Genomic DNA, 22,140 nt, shown 5'->3' with positions numbered 1-22,140 from the left:
AGAGAGTAGGAATGAAAAAGTTTTTTTGCGTCGTCGGTATATTATTGCTGATGATAGGTCTCTTATGCCTGTGTTTTGCGATGGTTGCCTTGTGGTCATTGCCAACATTAATGGCACTATGGCTATTTTAGGTTGTTTATGTGGGCTGCTAATAATATATGTCAGCTGGTTAGTTATACCTAAAACACAAAGATGGATAAAACAGTGGTTGATGAAAAAACGCTACGGCCGAAATCGGTTGGAGCGCCAGTTATGGCGTCACTGGAAGCGCGGTGCCGGCATACAAAAACGCTGGCGATTAACGTGGCGGCAGTATGCTCCACCCTGGTATGTTGTATTAGGTATGCAAGGTGGTGATCAGCGAGGGCTGTTAGCTGATAGTCAAATTCCTTCACTGGCAGGCATGCAAAGTCGTTCGGTGAATGAACGACAATTTAGTTGTCGCTGGTGGTTTTTTCGGCGCGCGATGTATCTGGTTATGTCCAGTTATTTTTCAACCGATCGACCATTGTATCGCCAAGCTTGGCAACGTTTAACCACTTGGTTTACCAAGGTTCGACCGCCTGCCGGTATCGTACTTTGTCTACCTATGGATTTATTGTTGCATGCTAACAGTAAAGTGCGTTTTCAGACAGCACGTTTGATGCGAGAACAATTAGCACTTTTGCAGCAACGTCTAGATTATCGTTTATCGGTATGGGTGGTAGTTACTCATAGTGAGTGCTTACCTGGATTTCCAATATGGAGTCGTCAATTGTCGGAACAGCAGCGGCAGCAGATGCTAGGCGGAATGATTGACCAAGAGTTAGATGGTAATTGTATTGGTGCGTTAGATCGTACGTTACAGTCAATTATTCAGACATTAAAGATCACGTGCTTGCGTCATTTAAATGATTATCGTACGACGCCACCGGCGGAGTTACTGATCTTGCCCGAGCAGATAAGACAGCTACAGCCGGCGCTGGAAGAATATTTTCAGGCTCTGTTTGAACCAGATCATTACCAACAGCATAGTTTATTATGCGGTTTATTTTTTACTGCGACAGAAGATAACGATAATCAATCTGGCTCAAAAAGTTTATTTAGTCAGCAGCTGTTAGAAAAAATATTACCTGCTGAAAAAATACAAAAACAGCCTCTTTTTAGCGCACGTTTTTGGCGGCGTCGCGCTTGGTATAGTTTATTCATTTTTATCTTATTATTTGGCGTTGGTCGCTCATTATGGGTTGCTTATGAAGATATGCTTAAGTTAGCTTGCGATCCTTTAAAAAGTGCCTTGGCATGTCGTTATGATCGTTATCAGCAGGCAGAGGCGTGGCAGGATCGTGGGCTGGATTTATTTTCACCGCTGCGTTATCTGTTGCGTCAACATCTTGCGCAACAATATTTATATTTATTAGCGGATAATAATTACTATCCTGACCAAGTTATTCATAATCTGACGACTCGTTTCGTTATGAGTAATAATCAACAAAAGCGCCATCTTATTCTCAATTTGGTCCGTTTCATTAATAGTGAGCAGGCTATGAGTCAAGGTGCCAGCTTAGCGCAATTGCGCCAGCTTCCCGCGTGGTCTGCAACTGAACTTTTCGGGGTGACGGCAGCTATATCACAAGACGAATATATTGCGATATATTTAGCGCAGTATCGTACTGGTCAAGTGCAGCAAACATTATCTCAGTGGCAGTCAGTGTTACAACAATTATTAGAAAAAGACAACCATTGGTTATGGTTGCTGGATGATAATATTGTTAATGATGGTGACAAAGTTACCCTAGCTGATTTTTGGCCACTAGGGGCGGGCGATGAACAAAAATTATCCGTCAACGTTAAGGCGATTTATACCCAAAACGGGGAAAAGGCATTACATGAATTATTCGATGAAATAGCCTTAGCCGTTAATGATACTGCCCTTTTTTCCCAGCGACGAAATCAGTTTATCAGCAACTATCATCAGCAATATCAATCTGCTTGGTTAAGGTTGGCACAAGCGATGCCACAAGCAGAAAGTTACATCCGGGGTAAAAGTAATTGGCAACAATTAATGTTGGATACGGCACAAAACGCCAGTCCCTATCTGCTCTTTTTTAATCGCCTGGCAATAGAAAGTACATCTATCCCACAATCAGAACAACAACCTTGGCTAAGCGATCAATTGTCTTTGTGGCATTTACATAACTATTTGCCAGAGAGCAATTTTTTACAGCAATTGTCGATGCAAGAAAGTGTTTGGCGTCGATTTATTCAAACTAAATTTGGACGTTTACCACCAATTTCTATTCGTGTTGATCAACATGCTTTATTCCGTTATCAAGCCTGGCGGCAGATGTTACAAAAAACCGTCCAATATGCTTTATTAGGGGATAATGAAGCGGAACAGTTAGTGAAAATTTCTCTTGGTGAAGAGCATGATCAGCAAAACGGTAATTTACGCTTACTGGCTAATCAATTTGATTTATGGTGGCAGCCATTGCAGGTTAAAAACATGGCGCAACGTGAACCACTTTTACGGCATTTATGGCAGGGTGATAAACGTTTGTTAGTGCGATTTGCGTTTTTTAGTGCGGCTGAGAAATTACAACAGCAATGGGACAGCCAGGTTATTTGGCCGATGAGTAATGCCAATGATCATCAGTTATTAAGTATCACAGAACAGATGGTACGTTTGTCTGATTATAGTAAACGTTTTATCAAGGAACATGCTAATTATGCATTAAATATCAATGGAGAAGGGATCTCTCGCCGTTCTCTGGCAGGTATCAATTTTCCTGTTAATGATGCATTTTTGCATTTTATTCGTCAGATTGTGCGACCAAATGATTTGGTACCAGCCAGTGCAGATATTCGTAGGCGATTACAGGAAAAACGTGAATTATTGCATACGCGGCAGGGGGGAGAAATAGATCCTGAGCAGAGCCAATGGGCAATGTTAACCTTCACTAGCCAGCCAACAAGTGCTAATCGGCAGGCGCAAGTTTTACCCATCGGCAGTCGTATTAGCTTAGATTGTCAGCAACAAATTCAGCAAATCAACAGTATCAATTTTAATGATAGCGCCACTATGCGTTGGCATCCGCAATGGTGCCAGCGCATAAAAATTGATATAGATTTTCCCAGCTTCCGGTTAACGCAAATTTATAGTGGGACAGAAAATATGGTCCGGGTGATCCGAGCACTATCTCAAGGAGAATTGATCTTTAATGCTAAAGATTTTGCCGGACAATATAGCGCGTTAACCGCATTAGGCATTAAACGTATCACGGTACGTTATTTGTTAGATGGCGCGCCAGAGGCGTTGTCACTTTATCAGCATTGGTCACAGCAGCAGAAACAACAAAGGGATAAGCAACAACAACTGCAACAATTAGATCAACAATTACTGAATTTAAATGCGCCAGCGATACCGGTAAAGGGTTCGTTGTCATCGTTACCATTAGAAATTACTACTTTGTGGTATGAAAAAAGGAATAATTCGTGAGCAGTAATTTAAAACAGATTATTAATAACCTTTCGCTGCAGGCACGTGAGTGTTTGGATAGTGCCGCCAGCTTAGCCGTTAGTCATACGCATCATGAGATAGAAAATGAGCATTTACTGCTAATGTTATTAGAAAAGCAAACCCATTTAGTAGAGCAGTTCTGTTATCACGCTAATGGTGATGCATTGAAATTATTAGAAGCCTGCCAAGCTTCTTTAGCTCAATTGCGTAGCGGATGTCATCGGTCGCCAGTATTTTCTATCATGTTGACGGACTGGTTAGAAAGCGCCTGGATGTATGCCACTATACGCTGGCAGATGGATAAATTATCACCTTTATTATTATTGGCTACTTTGCTGGCAGAGCGTAAATTGCATCAGGGATTACCTCTATATCTACAACAGGCGCTGCAAATTAATGGTGAACAATTAGATAAAGCCGTTGAAATAATGATGCAGCAGCAATCAGTTGCTGCCTCTGAGCCTAAAAGCCAAGCGTCTGCTTTGATGAAATATGCTCATCATTTGACACAGGCAGCGCGTGAAAATAAATTGGATCCGGTACTTGGACGAGAAAAAGAGATCCGTCAATTAATTGATATATTGTTGCGTCGTCGGCAAAACAATCCATTGCTAACAGGAGAAGCTGGGGTTGGAAAAACCGCATTAGTTGAGGGACTGGCGCAACGTATTGTGGCTGGGAATATTCCGGCTGCGTTAGCTAAAGTAGAACTATTTACGCTAGATCTTGGTTTATTACAGGCCGGAGCTAGTGTAAAAGGTGAATTTGAAAATCGCTTACAACAATTATTAGATGAAGTAAAAAATTATCCGTTACCCATTATTTTATTCATTGATGAAGCGCATACCTTGATTGGCGCAGGCGGTCAAGCAGGACAAAATGATGCGGCAAATTTATTAAAGCCGGCGTTAGCGAGAGGGGAGCTCCGTACAATCGCAGCGACAACACAAGCAGAGTACAAAAAATATTTTGAAAAAGATGCGGCACTGGCTCGTCGTTTCCAGTTGATTAAAGTGGATGAGCCTAGTCAGGAGATTGCCATCGCCATGCTGCGTGCTATGGTGCCTATGATGGAACAACATCATGGTGTACGGATTTTAGATGGCGCAGTTACTGAAGCGGTCCAGTTAGCTGCTCGGTATATTACTGGCCGCCAATTACCAGATAAGTCGGTTACCTTGTTGGATAGCGCTTGCGCTCGGGTCGCTATTTCTCAATGTGGTGAGCCTGGACCGATAGAAGATCTACGGGCAATGTTGGCGCAGCGAAATGTTGCGCGTCAATCATTGTTGCGCGAAGGTAATTCTGAGCATGAAAACGTTAGTCGCCAAATTGAACAATTACAAACTTCGCTAAATTTACTATTACCCGAATATCACGAGCAACAACGTCTGGTGCAAGCAATCAATGCAGCAGGTGATAATGAGACAGCAATTACCTCATTACGGAGTGAATTACAGGCACGGCATCAACAGCATGCTTATGTATTTGATTGTGTCGATGCAGCCTGTGTGGCGGACATTGTTTCTGGTTGGACAGGTATTCCATTGGGCCGAATGGTGGAAAATGAGCGTGATGTACTGATTAATCTTGAACAACGTTTAGCTTGCAGAATTATGGGGCAAGATCATGCTTTAGCGCAAATTGCCCGTCAAATACGAATTGCTAAAACGCAACTGGCGGATCCTCAGAAACCTTGCGGTGTTTTTATGTTAGTGGGACCTTCAGGTGTTGGTAAGACGGAAACCGCAATCGCATTAGCGCATGAAATGTATGGTGGTGAACAAAGTATGATTACCGTTAATATGTCGGAATATCAAGAAGCGCATTCGGTTGCGGGTTTAAAAGGGGCACCACCAGGTTATGTCGGTTATGGTCAGGGTGGAGTATTTACTGAATCTGTACGAAGACGCCCTTATAGTGTGATTTTATTGGATGAAGTTGAGAAAGCGCACCCAGATGTATTGGAGCTATTTTTTCAAGTTTTTGACAAAGGTATAATGGAAGATGCGGAAGGGCAACGAATAGATTTCCGCAATAGCTTGATTATTTTAACTTCAAATGTGGGTTCTGAATTAATCATGCGAGCGATTCGGCAAGGAGTGAAAGAAGGGGATACCGTAAGAGCTGCAGAACTGGATGACATCCAACAATTTTTATACCCTGAGTTGCAACGTTTTTTCCCTACCGCGTTCTTGGGACGTTTACAAGTGATCCCTTATTTACCGGTAGAAGGTGAAATTTTGCAAACAATTATTCGTCACAAATTGGCCAAAATTGTTATAAGATTTGAGAAAGCAACTCAGTTGCGATTGACTTACTCTGATAGATTGGTGGAATATCTTGCCAGTCATTGTTTGATAGCAGAAAGTGGTGCCCGGGAAGTTGATAATTTATTATTGCAGCAGGTATTACCATTATTATCAGATAGTCTTCTATCTGGGGATATGGTCAATAGATCCAATATTTATCTGGATGTGCAAGATAATAAGGTTTGTTTCAACTCTATATCATCAGACTAAAAAGCTAATAATAAATATAACTAACCGAGGATAAATAATTTATTGGTATTATTTGTTGGTTTGTGTATTTTCTATGAAAAATAGGCAGTATAATTAGAATAATATAATGAAGACGTTGGAAATATCGCTGTATTGGTTAATTTTTATTTTTGTTGACCTGGGATTAGCCTTATTAAGTTTACAGACTCGTAATATAGGTAGCCTTTATCCATTAATTTGGTTTCCTGCCGGTATTTTAGTCGGCGTTTTATGTATCTCACCACCTCGTTATTGGCCATTATGGTTGGTAACGGGATTTTTGGTGGTGCTTTGTGCGAGTCAATTATCTGATCGTTCGGTATCAGTTTCTTTAATTTTTGCCACGACAGATAGCCTGTATTTGGCGGCAGCGGCATTTATTTGGCAATATTTCTATGGTGTCGCTTATATGCCACGTAATGCTTGGCAGATACTTCATTTTGCCCTGATAAATGTTGTTATTGGCAGTATAGGGTGTTTTATTACAAATATAATATTTTATTTATCTGATCTGTCTTTTGATTTATATGATCCATTTGCAAGAGTCGTCATATATATATTAAATTATTTGCCGTTAAGCTTGTTGGTAATATATAGCTTTTGTCGTAGTCCTCAATTGCCCTATATGCCAAAATTTTGGCTAATGGCTCTATTTTGGGTCGTAATAATAACAGGTTTTATGTATTATCCGGTGACTGCTATTATCTCATCGCCTCTGATTGCCGGATTATTGTTAGTCAGTGTCAGTATTACTATTTTGCTTTCTCTTAGTTGTAATTTATTACTACTCAGTGCTTTTTTATCACTGTGTTCGATAGGTTTTGTCTTATTACCGTTACTGAATATGCCAATTTTTTATGAGGGCGATGAAATAAGGCGTCAAACAATAATAGATTTAGCGCAATGGTGTAGTGTTTTGTTAGCGTTTCCTGCCCTATTTTTGGCTGGTTTTTTGCGCAGTTTATATCATGTGTTATTTCGTTATAAAGCGCGCTTTTTATTAGCTTATAGCGTATTAGAGCAGGATGTTATACATCGTTTTTTATTAAGTAAAGAAGATGAACTTATTACCTGGTATAACTTAAAAACATGGCGGAAATGTTATCCTATCCCAGCCTCATGGGTGCTATTCGTCGCTTGGATCCATTTTGATGATAGAAAAGCGGTTGAGCACCTAAAAATATCAGCTTGTGGTAAACCTAAAGTATTAAAAATTCGGCTATCAGATGGTAAAGGTGGATTTAATGAAGCTCATCTTGCTTTGATTTTGCGACAAGGAGATAGGGGCAAAGAAATGGAAGGTTTGTTGTATGAAATTTCACGTTAAAAATAATCTGAGGGATCTATGAGTAAAAAAATTATTATTGCTGATGATCATCCCGTGTTTTTACTGGGATTACGTATGGTTCTTTCCAGTATGCCAGAAAACTATCAGATTGTTGGTGAGGCACATCATGTCAGTGGGTTGTTATCTTTGTTGCAAACTAAACCGGTAGATATGTTGATAACTGATTTTATTATGCCGGGCGACAAGGATATGGATGGTTTACGTATGATAAGTTATATCCGCAAAAATTGGCCAACTTTACCTATCGTGGTGATCACGATGGTTAATGAACCCAATATAATCAGTATGCTGTCGCGTTACAATGTCAAAGCCATCCTGAATAAAAGCAGTTTAGCGAGCGAACTAGAAAAAGGACTTTATAATACTGCAGGTCAAGAACAGCCTTATATTAGCTCTGACTTTCTCAGTTCCCCTATCGATCAACTCGCTCGTATATTAACGCCTAAAGAGTTAGAAGTGATTCGTTTACTGGCAAAAGGATTAACCGTTAATGATATTGCGACCAAGGTTTTTCGCACTAAGCAAACTATTAGTTCACAAAAACAGAGTGTCATGAAGAAGCTTAATATTCCAAATGATGCGGCTTTATATAATTATTTGCAACAGGTGGGGCTCAGTGGGTGAGCATACGAAAAAGGATAGCCCTCTTATTTGGGGGATGGTATTGGTTTTTTGCTTTACCTGTATTTGGTCAGTCACTATGTAATGATTCATCGCAAGTGACAATTCCGGCTGAAGGGATAGAGATTGGTTATTACTCTAATATAGTGCAACGATTATTTTTGCCTAAGGTGAATTTTGTCGATAATTTTGCAGATAAATCAACGGCTATTTTAGTAGGTATTGTTCGTTGTACTAGTGAACCTTTAATCATTTATCGGTGGGATGGCAAGATAGAAGGAATTTATGCAGATTATCTCAGTGTATTATCAAGATTATTAAAAATACCGATAAAGATACGTATATTCGATAATTACCAGCAGGCGAGAAATGCACTAAATGAAGGATATATTCAGTTATTAGCCCAAACCTCGGCGGCATTAACAGCAACAGTACAAAGAAAAAATGAAAGTAAGCCAATATTAATTCAACCGCTGGTGATGTTGGTAAAAAAAGAGAAAGCTTATTATAAAGCTGAAGAATTACGTGTATTGGTTGCTCATAGTGAACCGCCGGAACTATTGGCGAAAATTCGTCAATCATACCGTGAAGTTGTGGTTGTTGGTTCAGCACAAGAGGCGTTACGGTTAATATTGGATGATAAAGCCGATGGTTTTATTAGTGGACAAGCGCAAATAGCTTATCAGTTTACTTTTCGTTCGTTGCCGAGTTCTTTAGTTTGGCATCATGTCGATTATTCCAGTACGTTGGAAAATAATTTTGTTTTTCGAGTAAATGATCCACGAATGGAGAATATTGATCGCACATTAAACGAACTATATAAAACCATTAAAAATGTTGTTTATGAACGTTGGATTGCCGGTGTTGTTCCCATAATGAGCAGTGAAAATATTAATTTTTCACTAGAGGAAAAGAATTGGCTGTTGCAGCACCCGGTTGTTAATGTTGTGGTAAAACACAATGCGCCGCCATATTCCTTTGAGAATGCTAATGGTCAAATCATTGGTATGAATATCGATATTTTACGCTTAGTCGGGGAAAAAACCGGTATCCATTTTAATCTTGTGACCGTCGATAATTCGGCTGGCATTATTGATTATTTGCAGCAAGGTAAGGCTCAGATGGCGCTGTCATTAGTGAGTAATGAACAACGTCAAAAATGGTTACTGTTTTCTCACCCTTATAGTTCTTTCGAATGGGTAATGATCACAGGGAATTATCGCAATGCACCAAAAAACTTCCAGCAATTACGCCATCGTAAAGTTGTGGTAGTAAGTGGTCACATCTTATTGTCAGAATTTGAACATGAGCCAGATATTGAATTGATTGAAGTTGACAATATGGATAAGGCCATTGAAATGGTATTAGCCGGCGCGGCAGATGCGGTGTTAGATAATTTTGTCAGCGCCAATTATCTACAATCAAGCCGTTATGGTGATAGCATTTTAATACATCCCCTTAATAGAGATTTCTTTCCTGCCAGGTATGCAGTAATTAAGGATTATGCACCATTAGTTAATATTCTGAATAAAGCAATTGATGCGTTGTCGCCAAAAGATCTGCGTTATTTTCATCAAAAATGGTTATCGCCGGTCACTTTTTTTACTTCATATAGTGTATTACATCTTTCTTCTTGGATAATTCTTTGGGGCAGTGTGTTATCAGTGATCTCGATTACTTCAATATTTTGGGGTAGTTGGTTAACACGTCAGATCAGGCAGCGTAAAGCGGCAAAAACAGCGTTACAGAACTCGTTAGCTTATTGGGAAACTTTGTTCAATACGATCCCTGCACCGATGTTTGTCTGTGATCCAATCATGAATATTACGGCTGCTAATCCATGGTTCTTACATGAGATGGGTGACTTGCCGCGCGAGAGGATCATTGGCCATTCTCTATTTTCACAAGGTTTTTTTCAACCATATGATGAAGTAGAGATATTTACTCAATTTCTCAGCTGCTTGTCTGGTGCTCCCGCCTATTTTTCTGATTGCTCTATTTCTGTTCAAGGCCAAACGCGAGAAGTTTACCTATGGCTAGAACATTACCGTGATGCAGAAGGAATTGTTCAGGGTATCATTGGCGGGTGGTTTGATATTACCGAGCGAAAATTATTGTCGCGAGAATTACGAACAGAACGTGATAAGGCAAAACGAGCGAGTAATGAAAAATCGGCTTTTTTAGCGCATATCAGCCATGAGATCCGCACGGCATTATATGTCATTATTGGTATATTGGAATTAGAAGTCAGACAACTACCAGAAAATGTTCCTTTGCATACCGCCAGTCGAGCTGCAAACTCTTTACTGGGTGTGATCGGTGATGTTTTGGATTTCACGCGTATTGAATCTGGTAAGGTAACATTGAATTTACAGTCGGTTGGATTGTATGCCTTGTTGGAACAATGTGCAGAACCTTTTTGTGCAATTGCACAGGATAAAGGGTTAGGTTTCACCCTTGAATTAACTATCCCAAAACAAAATTATTATCTACTTGATGCGACCCGTATTACTCAAGTGATCAACAATTTGCTCAGTAATGCGGTTAAATTTACTGATGAAGGTTTCATTACATTAAGGGCAGCTATCCAGCGCTCGATCAATAGTGAAACGGAAATGCTCTCTTTGTATGTACAGGATACGGGCTGTGGTATTCCAGAACATATGTATAGTGAAATTTTACAGCCTTATGTACAAGTGGAAGCGGATTCAAGGGGAACAGGATTAGGATTACCAATATCAATACAATTAATGGCGTTGATGGATGGAACCCTCAAGTTAGAAGCGGCTCCTGGTAGTGGCACATTGGCACATTGGCACATATGTATTTACCGTTAAAGCGAAGTGAGTTGCAAGAAGAAGAAGTATCTCCTACTCATATTATCCAACCGGAACCACTCAATATCTTATTAGTGGATGACCTACCAGCCAATTTGCAAGTGTTATCTCTACAACTGGCTTCTTCCAAACATCGGGTAACCATTGCTGAAGGTGCAGAGCAAGCATTAACGCTGGTGGAAGAAAATTATTTTGATATGGTATTAACGGATTGTCAGATGCCAGTTATGAATGGCTATGAATTGACTCGAGTATTAAGAACCTCGTCAGCGCAACGTAATTTGCCGCCCCAAGTTATTTTAGGTTGTACCGCAAATGCATTTAGTTCAGAGCTATCATTGTGTCTTGCTGCCGGTATGGATGGTGTATTAGTTAAACCTTTAACACAGGATCATTTGCTGTCGGAAATTGCTCGCTATTATCAGCTGATTAATTCACAAAATGAACTCTGTTTTGATGGTATTAGTGCCTTGGCAAGTGGTGATAAACAGAAAGAATATCAATTGTTACAAGCCATTTTGGAAGGAATAGAACAGGATCTGGCCACGCTGCATAATTTAAGATCAACGTCGATTGATAAGGAAGCGCTTTCGCTACAGGTGCACCGAATGAAAGGTGTATTTGCTTTATTATGCTATCAGCCTGCTTTACGCGTTTGTTGGCGGATTGAAAAAGGTGGATTTTGTGATGATAGCCAAACCTTAGAAACACTATTTTACTATACCGATATTTTTCGGGCGGCAGTTAATGGACGTTTAAATGATAATAATGATCTGGCCAAAGAGTCATCTGATCATAAAATGATATTAACGGAATAATAGCTGTAATTGTTTGAAGACCGGCGGTATTAAATTATTTATTCATGCTGCTTAATTATTCAATTAATAACAACAGGGGAAATATTAAATTTCCCCTGTTTTATTATGTTTCTGCATCCATTTGAATTAGCATTTTTAACTATTAAGACTGTTAAATACTAAGTTATTTTGCTCATCATCAGTTCTATTAACACAATATTGGATTTTGCTATTGAATAACTAGACTAGCGTTACTTTTGCCTGATCTATTATTTTCGATGAGATATCTTATTCTGGGTTGAGTTGGGATATCTGCCAATTTTAAAAAATCTTTAATAAGTTTTGTATTAACACAGAAAGTTTGTAGCCCTACTTATTTAGATGTTCACGAGCAACAACCATAATTAAGAGGTAATTCCCCATATTTTCAATTTTTGGCACCACAAGCGATGTTCAGGTGAAAGCAATTTTAACGGATCATAGGGATAAGGCTTTGGGGTTGCTTGCAGAAATAGTTGGCGCACCATTGCGTGTAACCAAGCAGCGCCAGCAACATCTTCGAAGCCTTTTATTTTTTGCAGACGTAAAACTAAATTATGCAATTTCCCGATTTTCATTTCATAGCTTAATATCTCTTTTTGCTGCTGCTCATACCACTTGGGAAAAATGAATTTAGTTAATCGAGTAAATATATTCTTAGGTGGGCAACTTGCTTCTATAATAGCATCTTTAATAATGGCAGTTGCATTTTTATTAGTTAATAATGGTAATGTTTTCCCTAATGGGGTCGGTAATAGTTCCAAATTATGAATAATTATTCCTTGTAATTTTCTATTATAACTATGTAGTTTTTGTAAATAGTTTTTTAGTTCATTAATATTTTGCTTTTCTATTATTGCTTCTAATTTAATGTCTTCTACTTCTTTTATCTCTCTGGCCTTTTGTAAATATATCTGATGATACATATTAGCTAGCTCTTCTGATAACGAAGCTAAGTTGGTTAAACTTTGAAAGTTAGCATACTGTAGTGTAATTTCAGCATCCAGTTTTGCTATTTCTTCGATTGAATTGTTGTCTGAAATATTTATTTGATCAGTCAGTATGTTATTGATAATAAATGTTTCAGTTTGTCCAGATAATTTTAATTTATTTTTTTTTAAAACAGATGGTTCTAATTTTAAAAATCCCTTAAATGCATTATCTGTATCAATCGTGATTAGATTAATATTATTGATAGATTTATTGCTTTTTTTATAAACATTAATTTTCCCTTTGTATTTTAATGACTTTTCTTTAGTTTCTTTAACTGTGTTAAGTCTGGAGTCATTGATTGCTAAGGGATTATTTGGTGTTGAAAGAATAAATGACATTATAATTTCCCTAGTTATAATTTATTTTTCTTAATAAATAACTTTACTCCATGGTATAGCAAAGTGAAGTTAGCAGCTGAATTTATACAGTTATATCCAGTAAACTACTGAGATTTTATAAAATTTCATTTCAAAGATAAAAACAGAGAAAAATTTTGCTGAAATAGATTAAGTATGCGTTTGCATCAAATATCAATGTACTTAATATCATTTTTATAATGATAAAGACGTTTTCAGTAAAATAACTCTATCGTTATATAATAAATTAACAATATAAAATAGCGTTCTGATCAAAAAAAAATTAAATGGTTATGTTTAAAAATGCGAAAATAATAAAAATTGACTATAAGCTTATAAGGAACTTTATTTTAAAATAAGTTGCAATTTCATTTTGTTACAGAAAATAAATTTTATATTTATGTTAAAAATAAACTTAAAATATGTTTTTTTGTTATTCAATAAAATATATTTGGACTTTATTGTTCATAACCAGTTTGTTATTTAACAAATTAATGAAAAATATATATCATTTTAAATAAATTATGGTAAATAATTATCATTCATTGAGGGAAATAGTTTTCAAATTTTTTATAAAACAGTTATTTTTTCTTTAACTGTTCTCAGGTATTTACCGGATATTTTCGCTTCATCGTACCATGGATACTCTATTTATATAGAGTTAGTGGAGGTATTATGTCGTTATTTAATAATCCGATGCAATTAATTGTAGTGCTTTTTTGTTTATCCATAATGCCTTTGTTTGCGGTAATGGGAACTTCGTTTTTAAAAATTTCGATTGTTTTATCAATGTTACGCAATGCGTTAGGCATACAGCAAATTCCGCCTAATATGGCTATTTATGGTTTGGCATTAATATTGACTTTATTTACGATGGCACCCGTTGGTTTTGCAATTCATGATAATATTAAAGCCCAGCCGATTGATTGGAATTCTGTTGATTCTTTGGAACAAATAAATTCATCAGTTATCGCGCCATATAAAGATTTTTTGAAAAAAAATACCAGCGAAGAACAAATTAAATTTTTTACTCAAATAGGCTATAAAATTTGGCCTAAACAATATCAAACTTCATTATCTCCTGACTCTTTATTAGTCATGGTTCCTGCATTTACCATGAGTCAACTTATTGCAGCCTTTAAAATTGGTTTTTTGATTTATCTCCCGTTTGTTGCGATCGATCTTATTGTTTCTAATGTTTTATTAGCAATGGGAATGATGATGGTTTCGCCAATGACAATAGCGCTTCCTTTTAAATTATTAATTTTTATTTTGATGGGCGGCTGGGACAAACTTATTGGTCAATTGATGGTGTCTTTTTCATGAATGAGTCCACCATAATTCATTTTACTTCGGAGTTGTTATGGATTGTGCTGCTGCTTTCATTACCGATTGTAATAGTAGCATCAGTCACTGGGCTATTAGTGAGTATATTACAAGCGCTCACACAAATCCAAGACCAGACATTGCAATTTCTGATTAAATTAGTGGCTGTGTGTATTACCTTGGCGGTAAGTTATCACTGGATGGGGAGTGCGCTACTTAACTACGCTATTTTATCTTTTGATCAAATAGGTAAATAAGAGGATTAGATGAATAGTCTAATGCAAATGGTGCCTTGGTTGGCATTGAGCATGATGCGACCTCTAGGAATGTTACTATTATTGCCACTGTTTAAAGGGGGAGCAATGGGTAGTAGCTTGATTCGTAACAGCCTGGTATTAGTGTTTGCTTTGCCCATTGCTCCGATAATCAAGACCATGCCGATCGATTTGACCCATCAGACTGTGACAGAGATAGTGTTTCTATACAGTGAAGAATTGCTTATTGGATTAGTGCTTGGTTTTTGTGCAGCTATTCCTTTTTGGGCTATTGATATGGCAGGATTTATTATTGACACGTTGCGCGGTGCCTCGATGTCAACCATCTTAAATCCTTTAATGGGATTACAATCTTCAATTTTTGGCATGTTATTTACCCAAATATTGAGTGTCTTGTTTTTGGTTTCCGGTGGTTTCAATGCGTTACTTACCGCGCTTTACCATTCCTATAATGTATTACCGCCAAATGCACCGTTATCATTTAATGCTTCAATGTTGCTATTCATTCAGCAACAGTGGCATATGATGTTAGAACTCTGTATGAGTTTTGCAATGCCAGCCATAGTGGTAATGATTTTAGTTGATGTTGCATTAGGATTGATTAATCGTTCGGTAGAGCAGCTTAATGTGTTTTTTCTATCTATGCCAATTAAAAGTGTATTAGTTGTGTTTCTTCTTTTGGTGAGTATGTATTTTGCTTTTGATCACTATTTTATGAAGATCCAACTATTTGAAAAACAAATTTCAACTTTATTCCAACTTTGGCGAGGATGATATTAATGGCTGAAAAAACGGAAAAGCCTACACAAAAGCGGATGAATGAGGCACGTAAAAAAGGACAAGTCATTAAAAGTAATGAAATAGTGACAGTATTAAAAATGGCAGTCATTCTCGGCTATTTAATTGTTGAAGGACATGCTTTATTTAATGCGATTGGCGAATTGGTTATTTTAACTGTACGCTCACTTTCTTTACCGATCGATGTTGCTGCTAAAACAATTATTGGTTCCTTTATCATGTTGTTGTTGCGTTTTATGGTTGGCCTGGTGGTGGTATTAATTATCACAATCTGCTTAAGCTGTATAGTTCAAACTGGGCCAATTTGGGCGCATAAAAGTTTGGCATTTAGTTTTAATAAGATGAATATAATCAAAAATGCTAAACAGATTTTTTCGATGAAAAATCTATTTGAGTTTGGAAAGAATATTTTAAAGGTTATTGTGCTGACATTAGTTTTTTATTATTTATTAGATTATTATGTAAACCTATTTCAATACTTGCCAACTTGTGGTATTGACTGTGGTGTAATGGTAACGTTTACGTTAATTCAATGGTTATGGGGAGGATTCTTAGTTTGTTATATTGTATTTGCCATAGCAGATTACGGATTTCAATATTATCATGTTATGAAAGAGTTAAAAATGTCGAAGGAGGATACAAAGCGAGAGTTTAAAGACACAGAAGGTAATCCTCAAATTAAGCAAAAGCGTCGTGAAATACAACGAGAAATAACGAGTAATTCAGTGGTTGCGAATGTAAGAAAATCGACAGTGATTGTTCGTAATCCAACCCATATTGTCGTTTGTCTTTATTACCAACCTGGCATTACTCCATTACCTCAAGTTGTTGAGAAATTTCAAGATAATATGGCTTTGCATATTGTGAAACTCGCTGAAAAAGCAGGTATTCCAATGGTTGAGAATATACCACTGGCTCGTGCGCTATTTCAACAAGTAGAAAGGGGGCAAATAATCCCTGAGAGTTTGTTTGAACCGGTTGCAGAGCTATTGCGTTTAGTCATGGATCTTCGTTACGATAGCGATGATTAATTGTTTATAAAAAATTGAAACTTATCACTCTTTTAGTTGTAGAAATGATAAGCACTATAATGAATAATAAGTTGCATTGTTTTTACTTGTTAAAGTAGTTTCCTCCATCGCTTGAGGTTATGAATTTAGAGTATCAAGTGTGACAAAAACCAAGATGGGGAAGTTAAATGATTACTGGGGATTTGAAACGAATCAAGATCGTTGTGGTGGATGATCATGACTTGATCTTTGATGGCTTAAAAAGCTGTCTTGCCCCCTACTCCGATCTGGAATTAGTTGGATTTGTTACTGATGGTCTTGGTGTGTATGATGCATGTTTAAAATTACAGCCAGACTTAGTGATAATGGATCTTAGTTTACCTGGCATGAGTGGCGTTGAAGCTATTCGCCAATTAAGAAAACGTTGGCCAAAATTAATGGTAATTGTATTGACTGCTTCCGAAGAAGAACGGAAAGCACGTGATGCCCTTGATGCTGGCGCTAATGGTTATGTATTAAAACATGGCTCTAAAAGTACACTGATAGCGGCAATTAAAAGTGTCGGTAGAGGTAAGTTTTTCATCGATCCTAATTTGGATGCAGCAAAAATTGTTGCGTTAAAAGGGGTTGAAAATGGGGATATTCCGGTATTAACCCATAGGGAAAAACAGGTGCTTAAACTTATTTTTGAGGGCAGGCGTAATCGTGATATTGCAGAAGCATTAGTAATCGGCTTGAAAACAGTCGAAACTCATCGAATGAATATTATGAGGAAACTCGATGCGCATAATGTAGCAGATTTGATGAAATGGGCGCACAGAATGGGATTCTAACAGCTTGGCCCTGTTACGGGCCGTGATGAATTAGTGATTGATTATATTCTAGTGCGATTAATAACACCTCAAGTTCATCGCTAGAAAAATGTCCTTGTGATTCGAGACGTTTTTCTAATTCTGCTGCAGTTTTTGATATGTTTTCAAAACCGGTAAGGGCTGCGCTACCTTTTATGTTATGTAAAATGTTTCGTAGATCTTCCCAATTATGCGTTTGTAAGCAATGTTGAGTACGTTTGATCATATCAGAAAAGTGCTGAGCTAGCCGTTGATTAAACTCGTCTTCAGAAAATTTCATAATCGGTTCAGCATTATCGCAGTTAACTTCGGGTTGCATATCGCGATCGATCTGAATTTCGACGGCCATCTCAATGCATTGAGCTAATTGCTCGAGTGACACGGGTTTAGTCAAATAGCCGTTCATTAATGATATGGTTTTTTCATGTTCGCTTGGATTAGCGTTGGCGGTAAGCGCAACAATTGGGCATTCAGTATCCAGAATGACCTTACTTTTACGCCATAATTGAGTCGTCTGGTAACCATCAATATCGGGTATCCGTATATCCATTAATACCAAATCAAAAATATGCTTTTTACCTAGATTAAGCGCTGCTCTACCACTGTCCGCAGTATAAACCATTTGGCCAAGTTCAATTAACATTTGGCTAATAATGTCACGGTTAGTGGCAACATCATCGACTAACAGAATTTTCAGCTTCCAGGGTATTATTGTTTTGAATAGCATTGATGAAGAGGGCAGAGAAATACCGTGCTGGATTTCATATAGCTGTTTCCATAATCGCCATGGCAAGTAGGTTAACTCTTCATTTTCAAGTAATGAATTTTTTCCTTCCTTAGCTCTACCCCCCCACAAAGTAATTTGTGCATGTAGTTTATGTGGTGCCGCGATAGGTTCTGGTTGTAAACACATGGGTGAACTTGGTTCGAGTAAAGGCATACGAAATATGAATGTAGAGCCATAGCCATAATCACTCTTCAGGGTAATATTGCCGCCCATAATAACGGCGATTTTTTCAGAAATGGAAAGACCAAGCCCTGTGCCAACTTTAGAATGTGATGACTGCACAAAAGGTTGGAATATACACGCCTGATCTTCTTCTTTTATCCCCGGGCCGGTATCTTTTATATAAAAACAGAGCTGATTTTCTTCTACTTTAATCGTCAGTATGATATGCCCTTGTTCAGTAAATTTTGCCGCATTTCCCAGAAGATTAACTAAAACTTGCTGCACTCTTAATGAATCTAAATTCGAAGATTCTGGCACATCATTATTGACTATGCAGTGTAATTTAACTGGTTTATCTATTAAATGGGGCTGAATGGTGACCATCGCATCATCGACAATTTTTAGGATTGGGTAGCGGCGAAGATTTAATTCAACCTGATCGGCTTCAATACGAGAAAAATCTAAGATATTGTTAATAATACTGAGCAACGATTTAGCACAGGTATAGGCGGTATTACGTAAATTAGCTTGCTTTTCGGAAAGCGGCGTAGTTTGCAGTAATTCTAACGATCCTGTGATGCCGTTAAGTGGTGTACGTAGTTCATGGCTGATAGTGGTAAGATGCTCACTTTTGCGCGCTGTAGCTCGCTCGGCCAATTGTTTGGCTTCAGTCAGTTCAATGGTTCGAATTGCAACTTTATTTTCTAATTCATCATAACTATGTTTGATAGTATCAAGTAACGTATTATAAGCGCGAGCAATATCACCAAGTTCATCTTTACGTGACTCAGGTAAACGGCGACTAAAGGTCGGCTGAACATCTTGTTTAATAATATTAACAAAATTGCGAATTGGTTTTGCCAGGTACTGCAACAAAATCCACAACATCACAATGGTCATAATAGCAAATGATAACAATGACCATTTCAATTCATGGAGAAAAGGAGTATATGCAATTTTCTTAATACGATCCTTCGGTATTAATGTGATTTGCTGCCAATTTGGGCCATCGATTTGTTCTGATATGGCATAGTAATTGCCAATATCGATCCCATAAAGCGATCCTAACAGATGAGTATAAGTTGGTATCAACATTTTGATATCGGCCATCTCATTCTTAGAAATATTTAACTCATCGTTGAATGATAAAACGCCTTTGGGAGTAAGGAAAAAGTTGATATCGCTGGCATGATAAATATTAGAAACATCTAACATATCATTGATATCAATCACAAAGCCGACTTGTTGATGATTAGGTTTTTGCGATGGCGGTGTGTAGCTCATCAGTACATAAGCACGTTTGCTAACGGTATCATAAAATGGCTCACTCCAACGAAAACCATCTGTTGTTGGTTGCTTGGCTAATGCGGTAATTTCAGCTATTCGTTTGGTTAAATTATTACGTTCTATAGTGGATAACGCATAAATAGCGATACTCTTACCGGGTTCAATAATAAACGTATCAATATATCTTTGTTGACCTGAGGTGCCAAAAGTTTGTAGCGCCCATAGATTAGTCATATTTGTTTCTATCGGATGACTGCCAATATTAATTTGGCGGGCAACTAGTTCATGTTTGTCTAGAAAATGTAGGCATTCAAACTGGGATTCACTAATACGGCGTTCCAATTGCTGAATGTCAGTAATTGACTGTTGAAATAGTTTGCGATTCAAATGAGCCCGAATTTCACTCGTTTGGTGATAGGTCATAAGAATATGTTGTATGGCACCACTATAAATATTGTTATAAAAATTTATTTCAATAAGTATCCATAAACTAATGAGTACCGAAATAAAGGCAAAGGTGAGTTTAGTCACTAAGGATGAACACCAATGTGTATTCATAATTACTCTCTTATCCTAGAACGTATGCACATAGACACACATACAATTTATTAACAATAACGCAAATTGTGGTTAAGAATCTACTCTAATTTCTCTATTTATTTTTAATCTGTTTAGGTAACTATGAGATTAAGGTATTTACCTGATACGCCAAAGATATTGTATTACTCATACTTGTTAACAGATAAAAAAGGTGACAAGACGATGATAAAAAGATTTACAGCAACTGGATTGTTTGAAGTTGTTGAAAAAGCAGAAAGCGATTGGAACGCAATTTGTGCGGGCAGAAATGCAAATTGGTTATCATCTTCTTTTGGTGCCACAGTTGGTGTTCAGATAATACCGCCAGATAACAAAATTTGGTATCAACAAGCAAGTTTAGTGCTTGTTTGCTGTCCAGAAGGAAGGAATATGGGGCTAGATTATCGACACTCTTATTGGGTGCTCTGGCAAGCCTATGATAAAGATATTGATGATAATCTACTTATTCAATCTATTTGTAGTCATCTGGCATTTGCTAAATTTTTGGAAGAAGGTTTGTGTCAACCTGTGGCATCACCACCATTGCGCTATCGGAGTATAAAAAGATGAAAAATAAACTCTGTTGCTTATTTTTATTAACCACAACGGTTGCACAGGCGGCATCAATTTCTTCCATCCATTGGCAGGACAGTGACCCCTTCGTTTATGTGAGTCGTGGGACACCGCTTGCATCGGTAATAAGAGATATTGGTAATTCTTATGGTATTCCTATGGATATTAGTGCACAGATACAAGATACCTTCAGTGGCCGAATTGAAAACAAAACACCGCAGGAAATTCTGGCATTTTTAGCGCACCAGTATGGCTTAGTTTGGTATTACGATGGTGATGTATTACATGCTTATAAAGCACAGGAAATGAACAATCAAATCGTTTCTCTTAGTGCTTTATCAAGTGAACGTGCGCTGAACTATATGGGAAAAGCCGGTTTTTTAGATAAAAATAGTTGTGAAGTTAAATCGATTAATGGATTAAATGCACTACAGGTTTATGGTGTCCCAGATTGTATTAATAAAGTAACCCGATTTATTAATCAGGTTGATCAAGAAGCAAAACAAAACATTCAAACGCAGCGCTTAATTCGCATTTTTCCGCTTAAATATGCTTCTGCAACGGATACCATTTATCAATATCGCAAACAAAATGTGACCGTGCCAGGTATCGTTAGTGTTCTAAAACAGATGAATCAAACTAATGCCAGTGGCGTAAATGCACAACAAGATATAACGTCATTTGCCGCCGATCCAAGGCAGAATGCGGTAGTAGTTAGCAGTAATAAGCACGATATGGGGCTTTATAGCACGTTAATTAAACAGCTTGATATCGCACCAACCATGATTGAAGTCTCTGTCTCGATTATTGATGTAGATGCATCAGATTTTAATCAGTTAGGTATTGACTGGTCGGCAAATGCCAAAATTGGTGGTGGCTCGATTTCTTTTAACCAAGGTACATCAGGCAGTGATAATTTTTCAACTGTCATTGGCAATACCGGCAATTTTATGGTGCGGCTGAATGCATTAGAGAAAACTTCTAAGGCGAAAATACTTTCTCGCCCATCGGTTGTAACGCTTAATAATGTTCAAGCCGTGTTAGATAAAAATATCACTTTTTATACTAAATTACAGGGTGATAAGGTCGCAAAACTGGAATCGGTAACTGCTGGCTCATTACTTCGTGTCACTCCCAGACTGATTGACAGCAATGGTCGCAAAAAAGTGATGTTATCGCTCAATATTGAAGATGGTCAGCAAGCGAAGGCGATTAATGATAGTGAACCATTACCGCAAGTACAGAATTCAGAGATAGCAACGCAAGCAACACTGAATACCGGTGAAAGTTTATTACTCGGTGGCTTTGTTCAAGATAAAGACCAAACGGTGCAAAATAAAATTCCATTATTAGGGGATTTGCCATTGATTGGCGGTTTATTCAGGAGTGAAGATCGTAGCAAACAGAGTGTGATACGTCTGTTTTTAATTAAAGCAGAGCCTATCAATCAAGGAGGTTAATC

General features: G+C 37.7%; 15 protein-coding genes. 13 read left to right on the top strand and 2 right to left on the bottom strand.

From position 1 onward, the window contains the following. Positions 1–64: 64 nt before the first annotated feature. From WH390_RS10025 to WH390_RS10000, 6 genes are all read left to right on the top strand, one after another. On the top strand, positions 65–3,478 hold the full coding sequence (locus tag WH390_RS10025; RefSeq protein WP_148305520.1) for a type VI secretion system protein: 3,414 nt from the start codon (positions 65–67) through the stop codon (positions 3,476–3,478). Further along, positions 3,475–6,021: a type VI secretion system ATPase TssH gene (tssH, locus tag WH390_RS10020; protein ID WP_032114469.1), complete on the top strand. Its 2,547-nt coding sequence runs from the start codon at positions 3,475–3,477 to the stop codon at positions 6,019–6,021. The genes WH390_RS10025 and tssH overlap by 4 nt, the downstream gene beginning before the upstream one ends. Before the next feature lie 106 nt (positions 6,022–6,127). Further along, the gene (locus WH390_RS10015) at positions 6,128–7,366 is read left to right on the top strand and encodes a hypothetical protein (RefSeq protein ID WP_032114470.1); all 1,239 of its coding nucleotides are present in this window, start codon (positions 6,128–6,130) and stop codon (positions 7,364–7,366) included. Positions 7,367–7,384: 18 nt separating this feature from the next. Further along, entirely contained in the window at positions 7,385–8,011 is a 627-nt protein-coding gene (locus tag WH390_RS10010) for a response regulator transcription factor (RefSeq protein ID WP_032114471.1), read from the top strand. After that, positions 8,008–10,845 carry a transporter substrate-binding domain-containing protein gene (locus WH390_RS10005; RefSeq protein WP_032114472.1) on the top strand — a complete coding sequence of 946 codons (2,838 nt, stop codon included), beginning with the start codon at positions 8,008–8,010 and terminating at the stop codon, positions 10,843–10,845. Before WH390_RS10010 ends, WH390_RS10005 begins: the two co-directional genes overlap by 4 nt. Then, entirely contained in the window at positions 10,830–11,663 is an 834-nt protein-coding gene (locus WH390_RS10000; RefSeq protein ID WP_032114473.1) for a response regulator, read from the top strand. Before WH390_RS10005 ends, WH390_RS10000 begins: the two co-directional genes overlap by 16 nt. Positions 11,664–12,046: 383 nt before the next feature. On the opposite strand, the gene WH390_RS09995 is transcribed toward WH390_RS10000, so the two are convergent. Then, entirely contained in the window at positions 12,047–13,012 is a 966-nt protein-coding gene (locus tag WH390_RS09995) for a hypothetical protein (protein ID WP_032114474.1), read from the bottom strand. A gap of 693 nt (positions 13,013–13,705) precedes the next feature. On the opposite strand from WH390_RS09995, the gene sctR reads away from it, so the two are divergent. The 5 genes from sctR to WH390_RS09970 all read left to right on the top strand — a co-directional run bounded on the left by sctR (position 13,706) and on the right by WH390_RS09970 (position 17,272). After that, positions 13,706–14,356, top strand: coding sequence for a type III secretion system export apparatus subunit SctR (gene sctR / locus WH390_RS09990; RefSeq protein WP_032114475.1), 651 nt, complete (start codon positions 13,706–13,708; stop codon positions 14,354–14,356). Continuing rightward, positions 14,353–14,613: an EscS/YscS/HrcS family type III secretion system export apparatus protein gene (locus tag WH390_RS09985; protein ID WP_032114476.1), complete on the top strand. Its 261-nt coding sequence runs from the start codon at positions 14,353–14,355 to the stop codon at positions 14,611–14,613. The genes sctR and WH390_RS09985 overlap by 4 nt, the downstream gene beginning before the upstream one ends. Positions 14,614–14,622: 9 nt before the next feature. Next, a complete protein-coding gene (sctT, locus tag WH390_RS09980) occupies positions 14,623–15,405 on the top strand; it encodes a type III secretion system export apparatus subunit SctT (protein ID WP_032114477.1) in 783 nt (260 codons plus the stop codon). A gap of 5 nt (positions 15,406–15,410) precedes the next feature. Beyond that, on the top strand, positions 15,411–16,460 hold the full coding sequence (locus tag WH390_RS09975; protein ID WP_032114478.1) for an EscU/YscU/HrcU family type III secretion system export apparatus switch protein: 1,050 nt from the start codon (positions 15,411–15,413) through the stop codon (positions 16,458–16,460). A 167-nt stretch (positions 16,461–16,627) separates the two neighbouring features. Continuing rightward, positions 16,628–17,272: a two component system response regulator gene (locus WH390_RS09970; protein ID WP_032114479.1), complete on the top strand. Its 645-nt coding sequence runs from the start codon at positions 16,628–16,630 to the stop codon at positions 17,270–17,272. 13 nt (positions 17,273–17,285) lie between these two features. On the opposite strand, the gene WH390_RS09965 is transcribed toward WH390_RS09970, so the two are convergent. Beyond that, positions 17,286–20,084, bottom strand: coding sequence for a two component system sensor kinase (locus WH390_RS09965; RefSeq protein ID WP_032114480.1), 2,799 nt, complete (start codon positions 20,082–20,084; stop codon positions 17,286–17,288). Positions 20,085–20,288: 204 nt separating this feature from the next. Between WH390_RS09965 and WH390_RS09960 the strand changes: the two genes are divergently transcribed. After that, the gene (locus tag WH390_RS09960; protein WP_032114481.1) at positions 20,289–20,675 is read left to right on the top strand and encodes a hypothetical protein; all 387 of its coding nucleotides are present in this window, start codon (positions 20,289–20,291) and stop codon (positions 20,673–20,675) included. Then, entirely contained in the window at positions 20,672–22,138 is a 1,467-nt protein-coding gene (locus WH390_RS09955) for an EscC/YscC/HrcC family type III secretion system outer membrane ring protein (RefSeq protein ID WP_032114482.1), read from the top strand. Before WH390_RS09960 ends, WH390_RS09955 begins: the two co-directional genes overlap by 4 nt. Positions 22,139–22,140: the final 2 nt, after the last annotated feature.

Source organism: Candidatus Arsenophonus nilaparvatae (assembly GCF_045346035.1).
GTDB lineage: Bacteria > Pseudomonadota > Gammaproteobacteria > Enterobacterales > Enterobacteriaceae > Arsenophonus > Arsenophonus nilaparvatae.
This window is presented reverse-complemented; position numbering and strand designations above follow the sequence as displayed.